Source organism: Bacillus pretiosus (genome assembly GCF_051294775.1).
Lineage (GTDB): Bacteria > Bacillota > Bacilli > Bacillales > Bacillaceae_G > Bacillus_A > Bacillus_A wiedmannii.
The window spans coordinates 1,588,458-1,606,001 of the sequence record NZ_JBPPHF010000002.1; the positions used below are offsets into that span (position 1 = coordinate 1,588,458).

The 17,544-nt window shown below is 36.7% G+C and carries 11 protein-coding genes, 6 pseudogenes and 1 riboswitch; of the genes and pseudogenes, 12 read left to right on the forward strand and 5 right to left on the reverse strand.

Annotation, left to right across the window (positions count from 1 at the left end; all coding sequences use genetic code 11):
* Positions 1-19 precede the first annotated feature (19 nt).
* The 8 genes and pseudogenes from ACSG5Z_RS16390 (at position 20) to ACSG5Z_RS16425 (ending at position 8,273) form a co-directional block, all read left to right on the forward strand.
* On the forward strand, positions 20-1,498 hold the full coding sequence (locus ACSG5Z_RS16390; protein WP_435711764.1) for a DHA2 family efflux MFS transporter permease subunit: 1,479 nt from the start codon (positions 20-22) through the stop codon (positions 1,496-1,498).
* 505 nt (positions 1,499-2,003) lie between these two features.
* On the forward strand, positions 2,004-5,201 hold the full coding sequence (gene cypD / locus ACSG5Z_RS16395; RefSeq protein ID WP_435711765.1) for a bifunctional P-450/NADPH--P450 reductase: 3,198 nt from the start codon (positions 2,004-2,006) through the stop codon (positions 5,199-5,201).
* A 260-nt stretch (positions 5,202-5,461) separates the two neighbouring features.
* A pseudogene (locus tag ACSG5Z_RS16400) lies at positions 5,462-5,569 on the forward strand (ABC transporter ATP-binding protein); the annotation flags it as partial.
* A gap of 181 nt (positions 5,570-5,750) precedes the next feature.
* Positions 5,751-6,257: a GNAT family N-acetyltransferase gene (locus ACSG5Z_RS16405; protein WP_087984241.1), complete on the forward strand. Its 507-nt coding sequence runs from the start codon at positions 5,751-5,753 to the stop codon at positions 6,255-6,257.
* A gap of 4 nt (positions 6,258-6,261) precedes the next feature.
* A pseudogene (locus ACSG5Z_RS16410) lies at positions 6,262-6,627 on the forward strand (zinc ribbon domain-containing protein); the annotation flags it as partial.
* Positions 6,628-6,905: 278 nt separating this feature from the next.
* A pseudogene (locus ACSG5Z_RS16415) lies at positions 6,906-7,139 on the forward strand (hypothetical protein); the annotation flags it as partial.
* A gap of 60 nt (positions 7,140-7,199) precedes the next feature.
* On the forward strand, positions 7,200-7,505 hold the full coding sequence (locus tag ACSG5Z_RS16420; protein WP_073515595.1) for a monooxygenase: 306 nt from the start codon (positions 7,200-7,202) through the stop codon (positions 7,503-7,505).
* A 396-nt stretch (positions 7,506-7,901) separates the two neighbouring features.
* A complete protein-coding gene (locus ACSG5Z_RS16425) occupies positions 7,902-8,273 on the forward strand; it encodes a DUF1304 domain-containing protein (protein WP_087984243.1) in 372 nt (123 codons plus the stop codon).
* Between the two features lie 115 nt (positions 8,274-8,388).
* Here the strand turns inward: ACSG5Z_RS16425 and ACSG5Z_RS16430 are convergent, their stop codons facing one another.
* Positions 8,389-8,709, reverse strand: a complete 321-nt coding sequence (locus tag ACSG5Z_RS16430; RefSeq protein ID WP_262749718.1) for a hypothetical protein — start codon at positions 8,707-8,709, stop codon at positions 8,389-8,391.
* A 133-nt stretch (positions 8,710-8,842) separates the two neighbouring features.
* Positions 8,843-9,235, reverse strand: coding sequence for a VOC family protein (locus tag ACSG5Z_RS16435; RefSeq protein ID WP_088063956.1), 393 nt, complete (start codon positions 9,233-9,235; stop codon positions 8,843-8,845).
* A gap of 111 nt (positions 9,236-9,346) precedes the next feature.
* Here ACSG5Z_RS16435 and ACSG5Z_RS16440 point away from each other — a divergent pair, with 111 nt between their 5' ends.
* Both ACSG5Z_RS16440 and ACSG5Z_RS16445 read left to right on the forward strand, forming a co-directional pair.
* On the forward strand, positions 9,347-11,656 hold the full coding sequence (locus ACSG5Z_RS16440) for an AAA domain-containing protein (RefSeq protein WP_435711766.1): 2,310 nt from the start codon (positions 9,347-9,349) through the stop codon (positions 11,654-11,656).
* A 75-nt stretch (positions 11,657-11,731) separates the two neighbouring features.
* Positions 11,732-11,834: riboswitch (SAM riboswitch) on the forward strand.
* 88 nt (positions 11,835-11,922) lie between these two features.
* Positions 11,923-13,128, forward strand: coding sequence for a M20 family metallopeptidase (locus tag ACSG5Z_RS16445; RefSeq protein WP_435711767.1), 1,206 nt, complete (start codon positions 11,923-11,925; stop codon positions 13,126-13,128).
* A gap of 160 nt (positions 13,129-13,288) precedes the next feature.
* On the opposite strand, the pseudogene ACSG5Z_RS16450 reads toward ACSG5Z_RS16445, so the two are convergent.
* Positions 13,289-13,681 (reverse strand): annotated as a pseudogene (locus ACSG5Z_RS16450) (Lrp/AsnC family transcriptional regulator).
* 91 nt (positions 13,682-13,772) lie between these two features.
* Between ACSG5Z_RS16450 and ACSG5Z_RS16455 the strand changes: the two are divergent.
* Positions 13,773-13,946: pseudogene (locus tag ACSG5Z_RS16455) on the forward strand (IS6 family transposase); the annotation flags it as partial.
* 289 nt (positions 13,947-14,235) lie between these two features.
* Here the strand turns inward: ACSG5Z_RS16455 and ACSG5Z_RS16460 are convergent.
* Positions 14,236-16,062 carry an alpha/beta fold hydrolase gene (locus tag ACSG5Z_RS16460; protein WP_088063954.1) on the reverse strand — a complete coding sequence of 609 codons (1,827 nt, stop codon included), beginning with the start codon at positions 16,060-16,062 and terminating at the stop codon, positions 14,236-14,238.
* A 59-nt stretch (positions 16,063-16,121) separates the two neighbouring features.
* Positions 16,122-16,706 carry a TetR/AcrR family transcriptional regulator gene (locus ACSG5Z_RS16465; RefSeq protein WP_241661615.1) on the reverse strand — a complete coding sequence of 195 codons (585 nt, stop codon included), beginning with the start codon at positions 16,704-16,706 and terminating at the stop codon, positions 16,122-16,124.
* A gap of 671 nt (positions 16,707-17,377) precedes the next feature.
* On the opposite strand from ACSG5Z_RS16465, the pseudogene ACSG5Z_RS16470 reads away from it, so the two are divergent.
* Positions 17,378-17,544 (forward strand): annotated as a pseudogene (locus ACSG5Z_RS16470) (serine hydrolase domain-containing protein); the annotation flags it as partial.

A 17,544-nucleotide genomic window follows, 5' to 3' on the forward strand; every position in this document is an offset into this window, starting at 1 on the left:
TGAAGGGGCAAATGAATATATGAGTGAAACGTTACATAAAAGAAAACCACCATATGTAATGCTTGTAATCCTTTTTATTGGGGCATTTGTTTCATTTCTAAATAACTCGCTTTTAAATGTAGCCTTGCCATCAATAATGAAGGATTTAGACATAAAAGATTATTCAACGATTCAGTGGCTTTCTACAGGGTATATGCTTGTAAGTGGTGTATTAATTCCGGCCTCAGCATTTTTAATAACCCGCTTCTCCAATAGGAGCTTATTTATTACATCTATGTTGATTTTTATTCTTGGTACGGCCTTAGCGGCTTTAGCACCAAACTTTAGTTTATTACTTTCTGGTCGGATGGTTCAAGCAGCAGGTTCTTCAGTCATGGGGCCTTTGTTAATGAATATTATGCTAGTAAGCTTTCCAAGAGAAAAAAGGGGAACAGCGATGGGGATTTTTGGATTAGTTATGATTACAGCTCCAGCAATTGGACCGACACTATCGGGTTATATTGTAGAGTATTATGACTGGCGTTTGCTTTTTGAGATGATTTTACCGTTAGCAATCATTAGCTTACTGTTAGGGGTTTGGAAATCGGAGAATGTCATGAGACAAAACAAAAATGCAAAACTTGATTATCTCTCATTACTATTATCTTCTGTCGGTTTTGGCGGTTTGTTATATGGATTCAGTTCTGCAAGCTCCGACGGTTGGACGAATAAAGTTGTTTTAACAACCTTAATCATAGGCGCTATTGCCCTAATTACTTTCATTATCCGTCAATTAAAAATGAATGAACCGTTATTGGATTTACGTGTTTACAAGTACCCAATGTTCGCACTTGCGTCTGTAATTGCGATTGTTAATGCAGTGGCCATGTTTTCGGGTATGATTTTAACCCCAGCTTATGTACAAAACGTCCGCGGTATTTCACCGCTAAGCTCTGGGCTGATGATGCTTCCAGGTGCGGTAATAATGGGAGTTATGTCACCAATTACAGGTAAACTATTTGATAAATATGGCCCTCAGATTCTTGGTATAGTAGGACTTTCTATTACAGCCGTTTCAACTTATATGCTGGCAAACCTGCAACTCGACTCTAGTCACACACATATTATTCTTATTTACACGCTGCGGATGTTTGGGATGGCGATGGTGATGATGCCACTTATGACAAATGGCCTTAATCAATTGCCAACTCGCTTAAATCCGCATGGTACAGCTGTTAATAATACAGCTCAACAAGTATCCGGTTCAATTGGTACTGCTATTCTTGTTACGATTATGAATTCGGTAACAAAAACAAAAGCTGAAAGTCTAATGGCTGATGTAGATCCAACAACCTTCACAGAAGCTACGAAGGCAATGTTAACTCAGAAGGCTTTATTATCTGGAATTCAATATTCATTCTATGTAGCGCTTGGCATGAATATTGTTGCACTACTATTAGTTTTTTTCGTTAAACGTGTAGATACAAGCGCGGAAGCTGTCGAGAGGTTAAATCGGTAGAGTAAAATAAACCTTTAGATCATGACTCCTATAAGTTTTTACGGTTTAGTTAGACTATGAAGAAATGGGAATTTCTGCTGCTAAGGCGCTGGTATTTAAAGCTGGAAAAGAACCAGTGAAATAATTATATATAGTAAAAAGGATCTGATATTCATATCAGATCTTTTTTCATTAGCAACACAGTATACTTACTTATCTTATTTGTTTGAATTGACATTAGAAACTACTGGTTTTCCCAATACTACAATCTTTAGCTCTCAATTTCTGATAAACATTATCATAATACACTTCATTTTAATTTAGTATTTTTTCTGCAAGTTATAAATGTAATAGCAACAAACAAATTAGGTTACGAACCTTATAAGCAATATCATAATCGTGAATAGTTAGGGAAAAGATAAAATAAGGTAATCAATTACATATCTTTATCCCAGGCGATTCATTGCAATCTTCTTTTTATTGAATGGGATATTTTATTTTATGCTTTTTTGAAAGGGTGTTTTTAATGGATAAAAAAGTATCTGCCATTCCTCAACCGAAAACATATGGATTGCTGGGGAATCTCCCATTAATCGATAAAGATAAACCGACCTTATCCTTTATCAAGATAGCGGAAGAGTATGGTCCCATTTTTCAAATTCAAACTTTAAGTGATACCATCATTGTCGTTTCTGGGCATGAACTGGTAGCAGAAGTCTGTGACGAAACAAGATTTGATAAAAGTATAGAGGGTGCTTTAGCGAAAGTTCGCGCCTTTGCTGGAGACGGATTATTTACAAGCGAGACTCATGAGCCTAACTGGAAAAAAGCTCATAATATTTTGATGCCTACATTCAGCCAACGAGCAATGAAAGATTATCATGCTATGATGGTCGATCTTGCCGTACAACTCGTTCAAAAATGGGCACGGCTTAATCCGAATGAAAGCGTAGATGTACCGGAGGATATGACTCGCCTTACATTGGATACAATTGGTCTATGTGGTTTTAATTATCGATTTAATAGCTTTTATCGTGAAACCCCTCATCCTTTTATTACTAGCATGAGCCGTGCTCTAGATGAAGCGATGCACCAATTACAGCGGCTGGATATAGAAGACAAACTCATGTGGAGAACGAAACGTCAATTTCAGCATGATATTCAATCTATGTTTTCCTTAGTGGATAATATTATTGCTGAACGTAAAAGTAGTGGAAATCAGGAAGAAAATGATTTACTTTCCCGTATGTTAAATGTGCAGGATCCGGAAACTGGAGAAAAATTAGATGATGAAAATATTCGTTTCCAAATTATCACTTTCTTAATAGCTGGGCATGAAACAACAAGTGGATTATTATCTTTTGCAATCTATTTTTTATTAAAGAATCCAGATAAATTGAAAAAAGCTTATGAAGAAGTAGATCGTGTTTTAACAGATCCTACTCCAACATACCAACAAGTTATGAAACTTAAGTATATCCGGATGATTTTAAATGAATCGCTACGTCTATGGCCTACAGCTCCAGCATTCAGTCTCTATGCAAAAGAAGATACAGTGATTGGTGGGAAATATCCAATTAAGAAAGGAGAAGATCGTATTTCTGTTCTTATTCCACAGTTACATAGAGATAAAGACGCGTGGGGAGACAACGTGGAAGAATTCCAACCTGAACGATTTGAAGAGCTGGATAAGGTTCCTCATCACGCTTATAAGCCATTTGGAAATGGTCAACGGGCATGTATCGGTATGCAGTTTGCACTTCATGAAGCTACACTCGTAATGGGAATGCTTCTTCAACATTTTGAATTCATTGATTATCAAGACTATCAGCTGGACGTAAAACAAACATTAACGCTAAAGCCTGGTGATTTTAAAATTAGGATTCTACCCCGAAATCAAACTATTAGCCATGCTACTGCTCTTGCGCCTGCAGAGGAGAAACTGAAAAACCATGAAACCAAGCAGCAAGTTCAGAAGACTCCTTCTATTATTGGGGCTGATAATCTTTCACTTCTTGTTCTGTATGGATCGGATACAGGGGTAGCAGAAGGCATTGCAAGAGAACTAGCAGATACAGCTAGTTTAGAAGGTGTTCAAACGGAAGTGGTAGCTCTTAACGATCGAATTGGAAGTCTACCGAAAGAAGGAGCGGTTCTTATTGTAACTTCTTCTTATAATGGAAAGCCGCCAAGTAATGCAGGACAATTTGTGCAGTGGTTGGAAGAATTAAAACCGGATGAGCTAAAAGGTGTTCAATACGCAGTTTTTGGTTGTGGAGATCATAATTGGGCGAGTACTTATCAACGAATTCCAAGATACATTGATGAGCAAATGGCTCAAAAAGGAGCAACAAGATTTTCTAAACGCGGGGAAGCGGATGCAAGTGGTGATTTCGAGGAACAGCTCGAGCAATGGAAACAAAGCATGTGGTCTGATGCGATGAAGGCATTTGGATTGGAACTTAACAAAAACATGGAGAAAGAACGCAGTACATTAAGTTTACAATTTGTTAGTCGTCTTGGAGGATCTCCTCTTGCGCGAACATATGAAGCAGTTTATGCATCTATACTAGAAAATCGTGAACTTCAATCATCTAGCAGTGAAAGAAGCACGCGACGTATTGAGATATCCTTGCCAGAAGGCGCTACGTATAAAGAAGGAGACCACCTTGGGGTGCTGCCAATTAATAGTGAGAAAAATGTCAACCGAATTTTAAAACGCTTTGGATTAAACGGAAAGGATCAAGTCATATTGAGCGCGAGTGGGCGCACTGTAAATCATATACCTTTAGACAGTCCTGTTAGTTTATATGACCTTCTGAGTTATAGTGTTGAAGTGCAAGAAGCAGCCACTCGAGCACAAATACGAGAAATGGTGACATTTACAGCATGCCCTCCTCATAAAAAGGAATTGGAATCATTATTGGAAGAAGGAGTTTATCATGAACAAATATTAAAGAAACGTATATCAATGTTGGATCTTCTTGAAAAGTATGAGGCTTGTGAAATCCGATTTGAACGCTTTTTAGAACTTCTTCCTGCGCTCAAACCGCGTTACTATTCTATTTCAAGCTCTCCACTCGTTGTACAGGATCGTCTGAGCATTACGGTTGGTGTTGTGAATGCGCCTGCATGGAGTGGGGTAGGGACATATGAAGGAGTCGCTTCTAATTATTTAGCTCAGCGTCATAATAAAGATGAGATTATCTGTTTCATTCGAACGCCACAATCAAACTTTCAATTACCTGAAAATCCAGAAACACCAATTATCATGGTTGGACCAGGTACTGGAATTGCACCATTCCGTGGATTCTTGCAAGCACGTCGCGTTCAAAAGCAAAAAGGTATGAAATTAGGACAAGCACATCTATATTTTGGTTGTCGTCATCCTGAAAAAGATTATCTCTATCGTACAGAACTAGAAAATGATGAAAGAGATGGATTAATCTCTTTACACACAGCTTTTTCTCGCCTAGAAGGATCTCCTAAAACATATGTGCAGCATTTAATAAAACAAGATAGAATCAATTTAATTTCGTTATTAGATAATGGAGCTCATCTTTATATATGTGGTGATGGAAGTAAAATGGCTCCGGATGTAGAAGACACCCTTTGTCAAGCCTATCAAGAAATTCATGAAGTCAGTGAACAAGAAGCAAGGAATTGGTTGGATCGTGTGCAAGATGAAGGGCGATATGGAAAAGATGTTTGGGCTGGTATATGAATTTTTCTTAATTGGATAAGTACTATTTCATTCACGAACTTCTTTCGACTAAGTATAACTTTGAACAAAATAAACTGCTTTATAAAAACCCTGTATTTTTTATTGAATATGGGGTTTTCTTATTTTTAAATAAAAGGGACGTATATGTTGATTCAAAATCCAATAATCTTTATGCTTTATATAAACAACATGGTAGATTTGAAGTACTTAATAAAAAGGGGAAACATCAGGGAGAAGTAGACTTTAATTTAAACTCAACAAAATGCGTAATTGTTGTTACTCATTCACAAGAAGTTGCAAAAAAATCAGATCGAGCATTTTATTTAATTAAAATGAAGTTAGTAGTAAACGAAATTAAGAATAGTTAAGAAAAAGCTATTTTCGCTCTTAATTAACATAATTTTCGAAATGTATGAATGCTAATATTTGTTATATGATATATTTATCAAATTATTATTCATGTAGTTTCTATGATGAATCTGTATGATAGTTTAAGGGTTGAATGTGGATTTGAAATAAAGAAACGATTTTTTGAGAGGAGAAAAGTAAATGTTTATAAGAACAGAAAGATTATTAATACGAAATTTTGAATTCAAAGATTGGCAAGCTGTCCATGAGTATACATCAGATAGCGATGTTATGAAATACATACCCGAAGGGGTTTTTACTGAAGAAGATACAAGAAACTTTGTAAATAAAAATATGGGTGAAAATGCAGAGAACTTTCCTGTGATACTGGTAGATGAAAATATTCTGATTGGTCATATTGTTTTTCATAAATATTTTGGTGAGCATACTTACGAGATTGGATGGGTATTCAATCCTAAATATTTCAATAAAGGATATGCTTCTGAAGCAGCACAAGCTACATTAAAATATGGGTTTAAGGAAATGAAATTACATAGAATTATAGCTACATGTCAGCCACAAAATATCCCGTCATATCGATTGATGGAGAAAATTGGAATGAGAAGAGAAGGATATTTCAGGAAGTGTATACCCCATGGAAATGAATGGTGGGATGAATATTATTACGCTATTTTAGAAGAAGAGTAGTGTCTCAGAACGCATTGTTCAAATCCCGTTTCATAAACTGATTGCAGCGATTGAGAATAAATGTATAAAAGAAGGTATACGATTTTTAAAACAAGAAGAAAGCTATACTTCAAAAGCTAGTTTTCTTGATAAAGATCCGGTTCCAGTTTGGACTAAGGATGATAAGACGTATTATCACTTTAGTGGCAAACGAATGACTCGTGGTCTGTACCAAAGTAAAGCAGGAACATGTATCCATGCTGATATTAATGGTGCGCTGAATACATTGCAAAAATCAAGAGTTGTAGAATTGGATGACAATCTCACAGTGAAAACGCCGATTCTATTAGAAGTGCAAAAACGTAAGGCTGTTGCTTCGCGCATAGCTTAGTGGGTGCGTCAACCATCCATGTGTACTCGACTTGTCGGGGCTTGTAGCATACGCCGGATTCATCTGAGTGGTGGCTTCTTCCATAAGGAAGAATTGCTCTTTTTTGAAAGGGTGGTGCAAGTGGGAAAACAATAGTTCGTTGCCAGTACCAACCAAAAACATACTTGGGGTGCTACCATAAGGTGGTATGAATGCTAGAGCGTCAACTGTCTAGCGATAGATGAAAAGACCTAGCGTTCTAACTCAAGCCCCCACTGAAACGTGTCACCTCAGTGGAGGTAGTTGACCATAGAACTGTTGCCACATTAATAAATACTTTAATTGAACATGGGCTTTCGCTGGATAAAATAATCGAACCACAATCAAATTTGGCAGGGATAGAGAAAATGCCAGATTTAATAAACGAATCGCGAAGTCCATCTTTTATTATAATCAAGTCAAAAAAAATAATATTTAAAAATATAATATTTAAAAATATCTACCGCAATCTGGGAGCTTTTATTGAATTATGAAAACAGCCTTTAAACTGTATGCATTCGAATTGAAAATATTGAACTTAGGAGTGAGTGAAAATGGCATATTTATTACAAGTTGATTTCCCGTTTGAAGGTCCTTTTGGTGAAGAAATGGAAAAAGCATTTTGGGATTTAGCAAAAAGTATTAATGAAGAAGAAGGATTCCATTGGAAAATATGGACGGAGAATCAAGAAACGAAAGAAGCTGGAGGCATTTATGTATTTGAAAAAAAACAAGATGCTGAAAAATATGGAGAAATGCACAAAAACAGACTTCAAACATTTGGTGTTAAAGATATTAGAGTAAGAATTTTTACCATCAATGAAAAGTTAACGAAACTGAATCGTGGTTATAGTAAATAATAAGGGGAATTCAAAAAAAGAAGGGGATAATCTCTTCTTTTTTTGAATTCTTCTTTACTAGGATTTCTAGAAATTTGAACTGTTGTTGTGAATGAATTTAAAGCTGCTGAAACAAAATAGACCCACTTGAGCAAAAAAACTTGCAAAACTAAAAAAAGAGATGTATATTAATTGACGCATCAATCATTGATATATCAACTGTTTTCAGTTAGAAAGAATTGGTGAGAAGTTTGAAGAATGCGTTGGTATTAGTCAATCTCGATTGGAATTGCTCGCTATGTACCAACTATGCTTCTATCGATCAAGCAGCCGACGAAGGGAATCGTTTCCTAGTTGATAGAATTCACAGTTGAAATAATATAGAACTGATATTAAGGAGAGAGGGGGTAGGATGGTATGGAAATAATCGCAGCTATTTTAGTCGGGATTGTAGCATTAGAACATTTGTTTATCATGATCCTCGAAATGTTTTTTATTAATTCAAAAGTAGCGAAACGTGCTTTCAAATTACCGAAGCATTTAGAAGGAGATAAAAACGTAGCTGTTATGTTTGCAAACCAAGGGTTATATAATGGATTTTTAGCCGCTGGTCTCATTTGGGGACTTATAATTGGGTTTACGCCAATTGGTTATATGGTTCAATTATTTTTCGTGATTTGTGTGGTGATCGCAGCTATTTTTGGAGGTTTCACATCTAATAAATCAATTATTGTGAAACAAGGACTTCCAGCTATTTTAGCATTGGTTGCTCTTTTATCTATGATGTAGAAACAAAGTTTTTCAATAAAAGAAACAATCTTTCCTAAAAATGACTTTGCATACTCTTAACTTTCTAGGTATGTGGCGCTACCTCAGTAAGAAAAGAAATAGGGAAAACACCCTATTACATTTTATTAATATAATAAAATGTAATGACTAGATCCAAAATAATGATAATAATGAGAAGTGATAAGTGTATAAATGCATCAGTTTTACCGTGTAATAAAGACTTTCTAAAGAAATCCCATTCTGTTTCATAGGAAGGCTCTATCCAATCCCGTTGCAGACCTAACACCATTCCATTTATGAAATAGACAATACTTAATAGAATTCTTCCAACAAATACGGCAGCTACTTTTAAATTCCAATGCTTTATCTTGAGTATATAAAGGATTGGAAAGAGTATAAGTATCCAAAAAATAATAATATAGATTGTATTTACCATTCTCTACTCCTAACAAAATGCTTGTTTTTAATATAGGTGAGTTTTTGGATGGAAGGTATGTTTTATTGTTACTAGTTAAAAACAAAGGCCGGAATTCCGGCTCTTTTTCTATCCCGCAAAATAAAGGTTTACTTTATCTCTCCGTCTCAAAAAACTCAATCCATTCTCCATCAGGACCAGCGAAGAATATGTAACGTGTTCCATCTGGTAATGTTTCAATTTCTTCTCCTAGTAAAAAGGTTACTTTGTGTTTCTTTAGTCTTTCGATTTCATCTTCTAATGAATCCACTTTAAAGCAAATGTGATGTACTTTTCCTTCTGCCGGAAGAGAAGAGTTGTAGCCTTCAATTAATTCGAGTATCGTTTCCTTCGATTCTTCCACACCTAAAAAAGCGAGTTTTAAGTCGGGATTCGGGTGACCCATACGTTTAATGAGCTGTAAGCCAACTACTTCTTCATAAAATGAAATAGATGCTTCTAAGTTTGCGACCATAAGACCGACGTGTTCAATTCTTCTAACTGGCATGTAGATCCCTTCTTTCTGAAAAATATATACAATATGTTATTGAAAATTAAGAAAATAAGCAAGATAAAAACCTTACAAATTTTAGCGTGTTATATGGTATAGTGAGAAAGTATGTTTGGGGAGAAGGAAGGAGATTATACGATGAATACACCTACTCAAACTCCTTCATTATCGGCAACGATGAAAGAGTGGCATTATGCATTAGCGTATGAAATTAAACATTGGAAAACGATAGGTGGTAGTAAAATTTCTATCATAAACGGTCGTTTTTTATATACAGATTATGAAAGTACAGTATACGTATTTCAGCTCATATCGGAAGTAAGCTTACCGGAAGGTTCACCAATTCGAATTGAGTTTGATGGTGAGGAAGCGACAGGAGAAGTATTATCTGTACATGGATTAGAAATAGAACTGAAATTAAATGATTATATACAAGGTGAAATACGAGAAGCTGTTTTATACAGTGAACCGTGGCAATTGTTAGAGCAACTACAAGAGCGATTGAAAGAGGCACATAAAGATAAGTTAAAACGTAATCGTATAAAGCGTCTTGTTGATGGGACGAGCAGTCCGAAACATATTGAGAAGATGAAAAATCCGAAAAATGAATTGGCATATCGTTCATTTTATAATCCGACAACGTACGTGTGGGGACCGCCTGGAACAGGGAAGTCCTACAATTTATCACGTATTATTTCGGCTCATTATCAAAAAGGAAAATCGGTACTTGTGTTGGCTCATAGTAATGCGGCAGTAGACGTATTAATGAGTGAAGTAACGAAGCAAATTGAGAAGAAAAAGAAATGGACACCTGGCGAAATTGTTCGTTACGGTTATAGTCAACATGAACATATAAGAAATCATGAAACATTACTTACGTCGAAGCTAGTTGAAACGACGAACGGATCATGGGGAGAAGAAAGACTCTATTTAGAGGAAACACGACAAGATCTTCGTGAAAAGATTTTATCATATAAAGCGACTTCTGCTGATAAGAAGCGTATACAAGAGATTGAAAGTGATCTTCGAAAGCAAAAAGCGAAAATTAAAGAAGTAGAAAAAGAATATATTGAAAAAGCGAAAGTAATCGGTGCGACTTTATCGAAATGTGCCATTGATTCACTTATTTATGAGCGTACATTTGATTTAGTTGTCGTAGATGAAGTGAGTATGGCATATGTTCCGCAAATTGCATTAGCAGCTTCACTTGGAAAACGTATCGTCGTTTGTGGGGACTTTTTACAGTTACCTCCAATTGCGATGGCGAACCATGAACTCGTTCGAAAATGGCTTGGGGAAGATATGTTTTACCATGCTGGGATTGTTGAGTCTGTCAATAAATCAGAAGCACATCCGAACCTATTTATGTTGCAGGAACAAAGACGTATGCATGCGGATATATCGAAGTTTACAAATTCATTTATTTATAAAAATAGAGTATATGATCATCCGTCTGTTTCAGAGCGTAAAGAACTTGCGCGATTGCAACCGTTCGCAAATGAGGCAAGTGTTTTATTTGATACGAGCTTAATGGGAGCCTTTTCGTTAAAGGACGCTGCTTCTGGTTCTCGATTTAACATTATGTCTGGTTTAGTAGCGATGCAAATGATGTTAATCGGACTGTTAGATGGTGTTCAATCGATCGGTGTTGTTACACCTTACAGGGCACAATCCCGCTTTTTATCAACGTGTATTAGAGAAATGTTGCAGAGAACGAAATATCAAAACATACCAGTTTTAGCGGCGACGGTTCATAAGTTTCAAGGTTCTGAAAGAGATATGATGATATTTGATACGGTTGATAGTTATCCGCAAGAACGACCTGGCGTGTTATTCTTTGACCATAAAAATCATCGCCTCGTCAACGTTGCAGTGACAAGGGCGAGAGGGAAGTTCATTCAATTATCAGATTGTCATTATATGCGTAAAAACCTTTCGAGAAAACAAGCGTTATCACAATTAACAGCTCATATAGAACGTCACGGAGATGTGTATGATCGTACGACATCAAGACAATTGTGGGAGCGGAAAATTTCGAAACGTTTACGCTGGTTTATGGAAATGAATCTTGAAGAGCCGAAAGGGTTATTGAAAGATATTTTAGCCGCAAAACGAAAAATTATTATTTCACTTCCAAGTACAAAGCAAGTGGATAAGCGAGTCTGGCAAGCGTTAATGCGTACAAATGCGCAAATAACAGTGTATAGTGATGGACCAGTTCCGTTAAAAAATGTAAAGTTACAAAGACAAAATAAAGCATTCCCGTTTATCGTAATCGATGATGAAATCTTTTGGGCAGGAGCACCGCTCACATCTCAAATGATGTTTGAAGGTAGTATCGAATTTCCGTACGTATGTGCAAGATTACAAGCACCGGAAACAATTGGTGTGTTAAAAGGATTTTTAGATATTCGGTAAATTCGGATAGGAATTCCTTGACTTTTAATTGGAATGAACATAGAATGAATATAATTTAATATAATCTTATGAAAATTCTTATCACGAGAGGTTGAGGGACTGGCCCTATGACACCTCGGCAGCGGATTCTTTTATGAATACTGTGCCAATTCCAGCAAGGTAACTTGAAAGATAAGAAAGAAGCTCATTTTGACTGTAAATGCAGAAGCCTCTTTCTATCTTTTAGAAAGAGGCTTTTTTATGTGAAAATATAAGGGGGAAGAGAAATGGGAGCGACTGGAGTAACGTCACAAAGAAAAACAATTGAAGAGAGTATAGAAAGAAATAAGGAAAAGTACATAGAAACAAGTCACGATATTCATGCGAATCCGGAGATTGGTAACCAAGAGTTTTATGCATCAAGAACGTTAAGTTTATTACTAGGTAGTGCAGGGTTTCAGCTGCAGCACAATATAGCTGGACATGAAACAGGTTTTATCGCGCGAAAAAGTTCAGGAAAACAAGGGCCAGTTATCGCATTTTTAGCTGAGTATGACTCTTTACCAGGACTTGGTCATGCGTGTGGTCACAATTTAATTGGCACAATTAGCGTTGCGGCCGCGATCGCATTATCAGAAACGCTTGAAGAAATTGGCGGAGAAGTTGTCGTGTTTGGTACTCCAGCTGAAGAAGGAGGACCAAATGGTAGTGCGAAAGCGAGTTATGTAAAAGCGGGGTTATTTAAAGATATTGATGCGGCACTTATGATTCATCCGAGCGGAAAAACAGCGCCAACGAGCCCTTCACTAGCAGTCGATCCACTTGATTTTCATTTTTACGGAAAAACAGCTCACGCCGCAGCTTCACCTGAAGAAGGGATTAACGCATTAGATGCGATAATTCAACTTTATAACGGTATTAACGCACTTCGCCAACAACTTCCATCAGATGTGAAAATTCATGGCGTTATTACCGAGGGCGGAAAAGCACCTAATATTATTCCTGACTACGCATCAGCAAGGTTCTTCATCCGTGCAGCAACGCGAAAAAGATGTGCAGAAGTAACAGAAAAAGTAAAAAATATCGCACAAGGAGCAGCGTTAGCAACAGGCGCAAAAGTGAAAATCCATCAATTCCAAAACGAAATCGATGAACTACTCGTAACAAAAACATATAATGACGTCGTAGCCGAAGAACTAGAATTACAAGGTGAAGACGTAAATCGGAAAGAAAGATTTGGCATCGGCTCAACAGACGCAGGAAACGTAAGTCAAGTCGTACCAACAATTCATCCGTACATTAAAATCGGTCCAGATGACTTAATTGCGCATACGAATGAATTTAGAGAAGCAGCACGTTCAGAACTTGGAGATAAAGCGTTAATTACATCCGCAAAAGCACTAGCGAATACGGCGTATCGATTAATTACGGAAGAAGGGCTGTTAGAGAAGGTGAAGGAGGAGTTTAGAGAGGCGCAGAGGAATCAGGGGTAAGGGTACTCTATTAGAAGAGGAATCTAATTAATAAGTAGAGATACAAAAAAGAACATTGAAATATCAATGTTCTTTTTTGTTTACTAATCATTGATTTTGTTGGTTTTTCTCATAAAAGAAAAACTTTTACTGTTAGCGGGGGATAATACGTATCTCTTTATCAGAACGACAACTTCTCCTCAAACTCACTCTTTAAAACAATTAAAGGAGACGATAATCCAAATTGCATTAAGGAGTCTAAAAATGTAGCGAGAGAATCCATCGAATCGCTCATGACCTTCATCATATAATTAAACTCCCCGCTAATTCGATATAAATCAGTTACTTCGGGAGCGGCATTACAAAATTGGATGAAATCAGAGCATTGACTCGTTTTAAACATGATGAATGCTTGAATGTTTTTATTAATTTTAGAAGGCTCAAATTTTGTTCGGCAAGCCGCTATAACTCCTTAATCTTCAAGTTTATTAATACGCTCTTTTACAGCAGGTTGCGTCATGGATATGATCCGTCCTATTTATGAAACGGAAATTCTCGCATTTTCATATAACAAGTTTTTCTACATGAAGCTACACTCTAGAAAACAGGATTTAGGGGAATCAGACATGAGATATTTTAAAGGAAAACAATTCAAGTAAGATGTTATTTTAGTAGTTGTCGGCTACTACTGCCGTTTTTCTTTCGGTTATCGTGATGTATCTGAAATCCTGAAAGAACGTGGTATTTCAGTGAAACCAACAACCATCATGCGATGGAGTCATAAATATGGCAATCCCATCTATCGAATTTGGAAAGTGAAAAATAAATCTGCACGCTTATGAAACCATTCATACCCTATATAAACAAAGGCGAAGTCTTCAAAGAGACTCCGCCTTTTCAACATACAACGAACTTCAACAATTACTAGCTACTTCCTAAACATTGTTCTGCATTTACCAACCTGTTTATGCTTTTTTCAAACTTTGCAACAGAACCAGTTTAACCATTATCATGTTCATGGTACTTTAGGTTATTTAAGTTCAGTTGAGTTCAGAAAACGAGCCCTTAAAAAAGCAGTCTGAATTTGTGTTGACAATCACACCTCCATCAATACTATCAAAAGAACCTTTATACTGTTACAGCTTGAGAAATCCATTGAGCAGTTAGTTCAGGAGATTCAACAGGAAACTGATGACCGTACTGAATACGTGTAATATCCAAGTGTTCAAACTGCTTTGGGACATGATGATCCTTGTCCAAAGCTCCCCATAGTATCTTAATTTTCCTCTTATCCCATGTCTCGGGATTTAACTGGATGGATTTTGATATAGTTAAGCAAGACATGACCGTAGCGTTAGTTTTGCGTATACGGGGGGATTTTAAATCACGGACTACAGAATGAGCGTAATTACTCAATAATTGACTCGATGTTCTGAAGCTATTGGTTTGAATTAGCTCTTTTTCCAAACGGGCGGGCTCCATATATTTTAGAACGAAACTTGTAATACGTCGAAATCTATATTTAGGTTGGATAGGATGCAGTACTGGCTGCAATAAAATGAGTTGTTTGATCAGTGAGGGCAGCCGTTCCATCACTTGAGCCGCAATCAATCCGCCAAATGAATGCCCCACTAATATAACGGGTCTGTTCAACTCAGTGATCATAGTGGAAATGCTCTCTACATAGCCTTCTATCACAGAAGGATTATGGTGATAAGGGGTACGCCCAAATCCAGGTAAATCTACGAACCAAGTATTTAAACCGCTTAAAAATTGTGAGAGGGGCAAAAGGGCATCGGCATTGCTGAACGTCCCATGAAGAAAAATAATAGGTGTTTCATTCCTATCTTTCTCTAGCGAAACTAAGTTAGCCCTTCTTCGTTGACTAAAATCTTTCTGCTCATTTTGATTCAGGCCTAAATGATTTAACCGATAATCCAAATCACTAATGATAAAAGGGAGCGTGGACGGAACTACGAATGAATTTCTGCCGTTCCTTTGTTCTATTTCTAATTTACTGTAAACAGGGAATTCCGACTTAACAAGAAAACTCATGGATTCTTTAGGAATACCAAGCATCTTATCAGCACCCATTCTAAGCACAGTTTTCAATAACGGAAGCGGTATAGTTCCTAACGGCTTTGTTGTCTGCAATTCGTGTGCCATGAGTTTGATGAAAGTTCGGATCGACGGACTTTCTTGCTTAGAATCTAAAAGATAGTAGGTATTGCTTGATAACCCTTCTGTGTTAACAAGTTTTGAAATAAACGAAGCCACATGGTCAATATGAACCATTGGTAACCAATAATCGTCGCCGCCTGGAACAAGCGGCATAAGATTTCGCCTTACGGCATCGACTAAGATACTAAGGCCTCCAATCTGTTCTGTTTTCCCTGAGAAGGAGTCTCCGACGATTACACTAGGATTAACAGTAGATAAGGGAATGCTCATGTTATGAAGAGATTTTCGTATATAAGAGTCGGCTAAAAACTTCATTTTTTCATAAGGTGGTTGATTGTCCAGCAAATGATCTAGATCCAACAATGCATTTTGTTCATGATAGGGACTCATAAAGCCTGCGACATGGATAAAATGCTTTAATTCTTTTTCAGCGTGGATATCCTGTGCTAGCCGAACAAGGGATTTTGCAGGGGTGAGGAAAGACTGTTCAGCTTCAATGAGGTTCAACTCAATATTCATTGGACCTCCTGCGTGAATAATTAGATCAGTTGCAAGTAATTGTTTGTAGCTGTCATCACTTAAACCTAATCGAGGCTGCGTTAGATCACCGATAACAGGAACAATGTTGTTCTGTTGATCGGGTGCCAGTTGATTGATGATGGTAAGAAGACGATTTTTTTGACGTACAAGTACATAAATCTGATGCTGAGAAGCTAACTCAGCGATTAAATGACGTCCAATATAACCAGTTCCGCCAGTCATGAAGATATTCATAATAAAAACATTCCTTTATTATTTTATATTACTAACTAGTACTAATGTATCTAAAAATATTACTTTAGCATGGAGGCTAAAGTAGGAAATAAATTTTTGATCATATCTTGGTTGTTAGAAGCTTGAGCCAAGAAGAGAGCACCCTCAATAGAGGAGACAATCAACATAGCTGTTTGTTTAACGGGCAGCTCTTTCTTTAGTTCTTGTCGTGCAATCCCTTGGGCTAAAATCAATTCAACACCATGCAGCTGTTTTTCAAAAAAACTCTTGATTCTATCTCTAATTTCAACCGCGTCAATAGGCGTCTGTGTATACAGAGTCAGGAAAGGACAACCGCCAAGGTAGTTATTTTTTTCAATAGTATCGCTTAAAATGTGGAGTACCGCTTCTAATTTCTCTTGAACGGTGAGCTCATTTTGAGACACAATATAATTAATTCGCTGTTCGTAATGTGCTATCAACTGATTAACAATAGCGAGCAGCAGCTCCTCCTTGCTCTTAAAATAATAATAAATGTTCGTTTTTGAAACTTTGCTATGTGCGACTATGTCGTCCATGCTTGTTGCTAGAAAACCTTTAGTAAGAAACAATGTAAAAGCGGATTGCAGAGCAATATCTTTATTAGTAAGTGTATTTTTTTTCATATTAGTACTATACAGTACTATAAATGGAGAGTCAAGGGAATGATTGATGAAATGCATAGGGGTTCGACCGCACATCCATCAACTTAAGAAAAGTAAACATTCCAAAAACAAAAAAATGAGCTACCTTCTCAAAGTAACTACCTGTAGAGAAAGAAAGAGTTCATTTAGTGGGTACTTCAAAACCTTAGCTTGATTGCGATGGGGTCACCATATCAAAAAAAGAAAATTGTACGTTTAGACATATTTTTCAACCGCTTCCTGTACGTTAAGGGACTCGTTATTTTTTTTTACAGTTTTTTATTATGAAATTCTAAATAATTAATTATAATAGATGAAAAAAACGATCAATAGTTGGGGGACGGAAAGGATTCGAATTTACATTCTTTCTCAATACATATTATGGATAAATAAAGTAAAATATGGGTTGGGTTATGTCTCATGTTGTGTTAATCCTAACAATAACTAAGGGTACATAATATGCTTTCATACCTTTGAATGATTTTGTTATAGGAGGGATGGAGATTTAAATGGCTCAAATTGTTGGTATTGATAGATACCTTTGTACTGGGGCTTTAATCTATATGCGTGAGGGCCTTTCCCTAAGTCTTGTCAGGAAGTAAGGAACAGTAAGCAAACACTGATATAATATGAATAGAGAAGAGGAATGCCTTATGAAAATACGTAGTCAAATTACATGTGCAAGTCTGGCCTTTTTAATAGCTGGAAGTTCCCTGTTATATACAACACCAACCTCAATTGTAAAAGCAGAGCCCACTCAAAATGTATCTAGTTCGTTACAAACAAATACTCAACGAGATCGTACTTCCGTCAAGCAAGC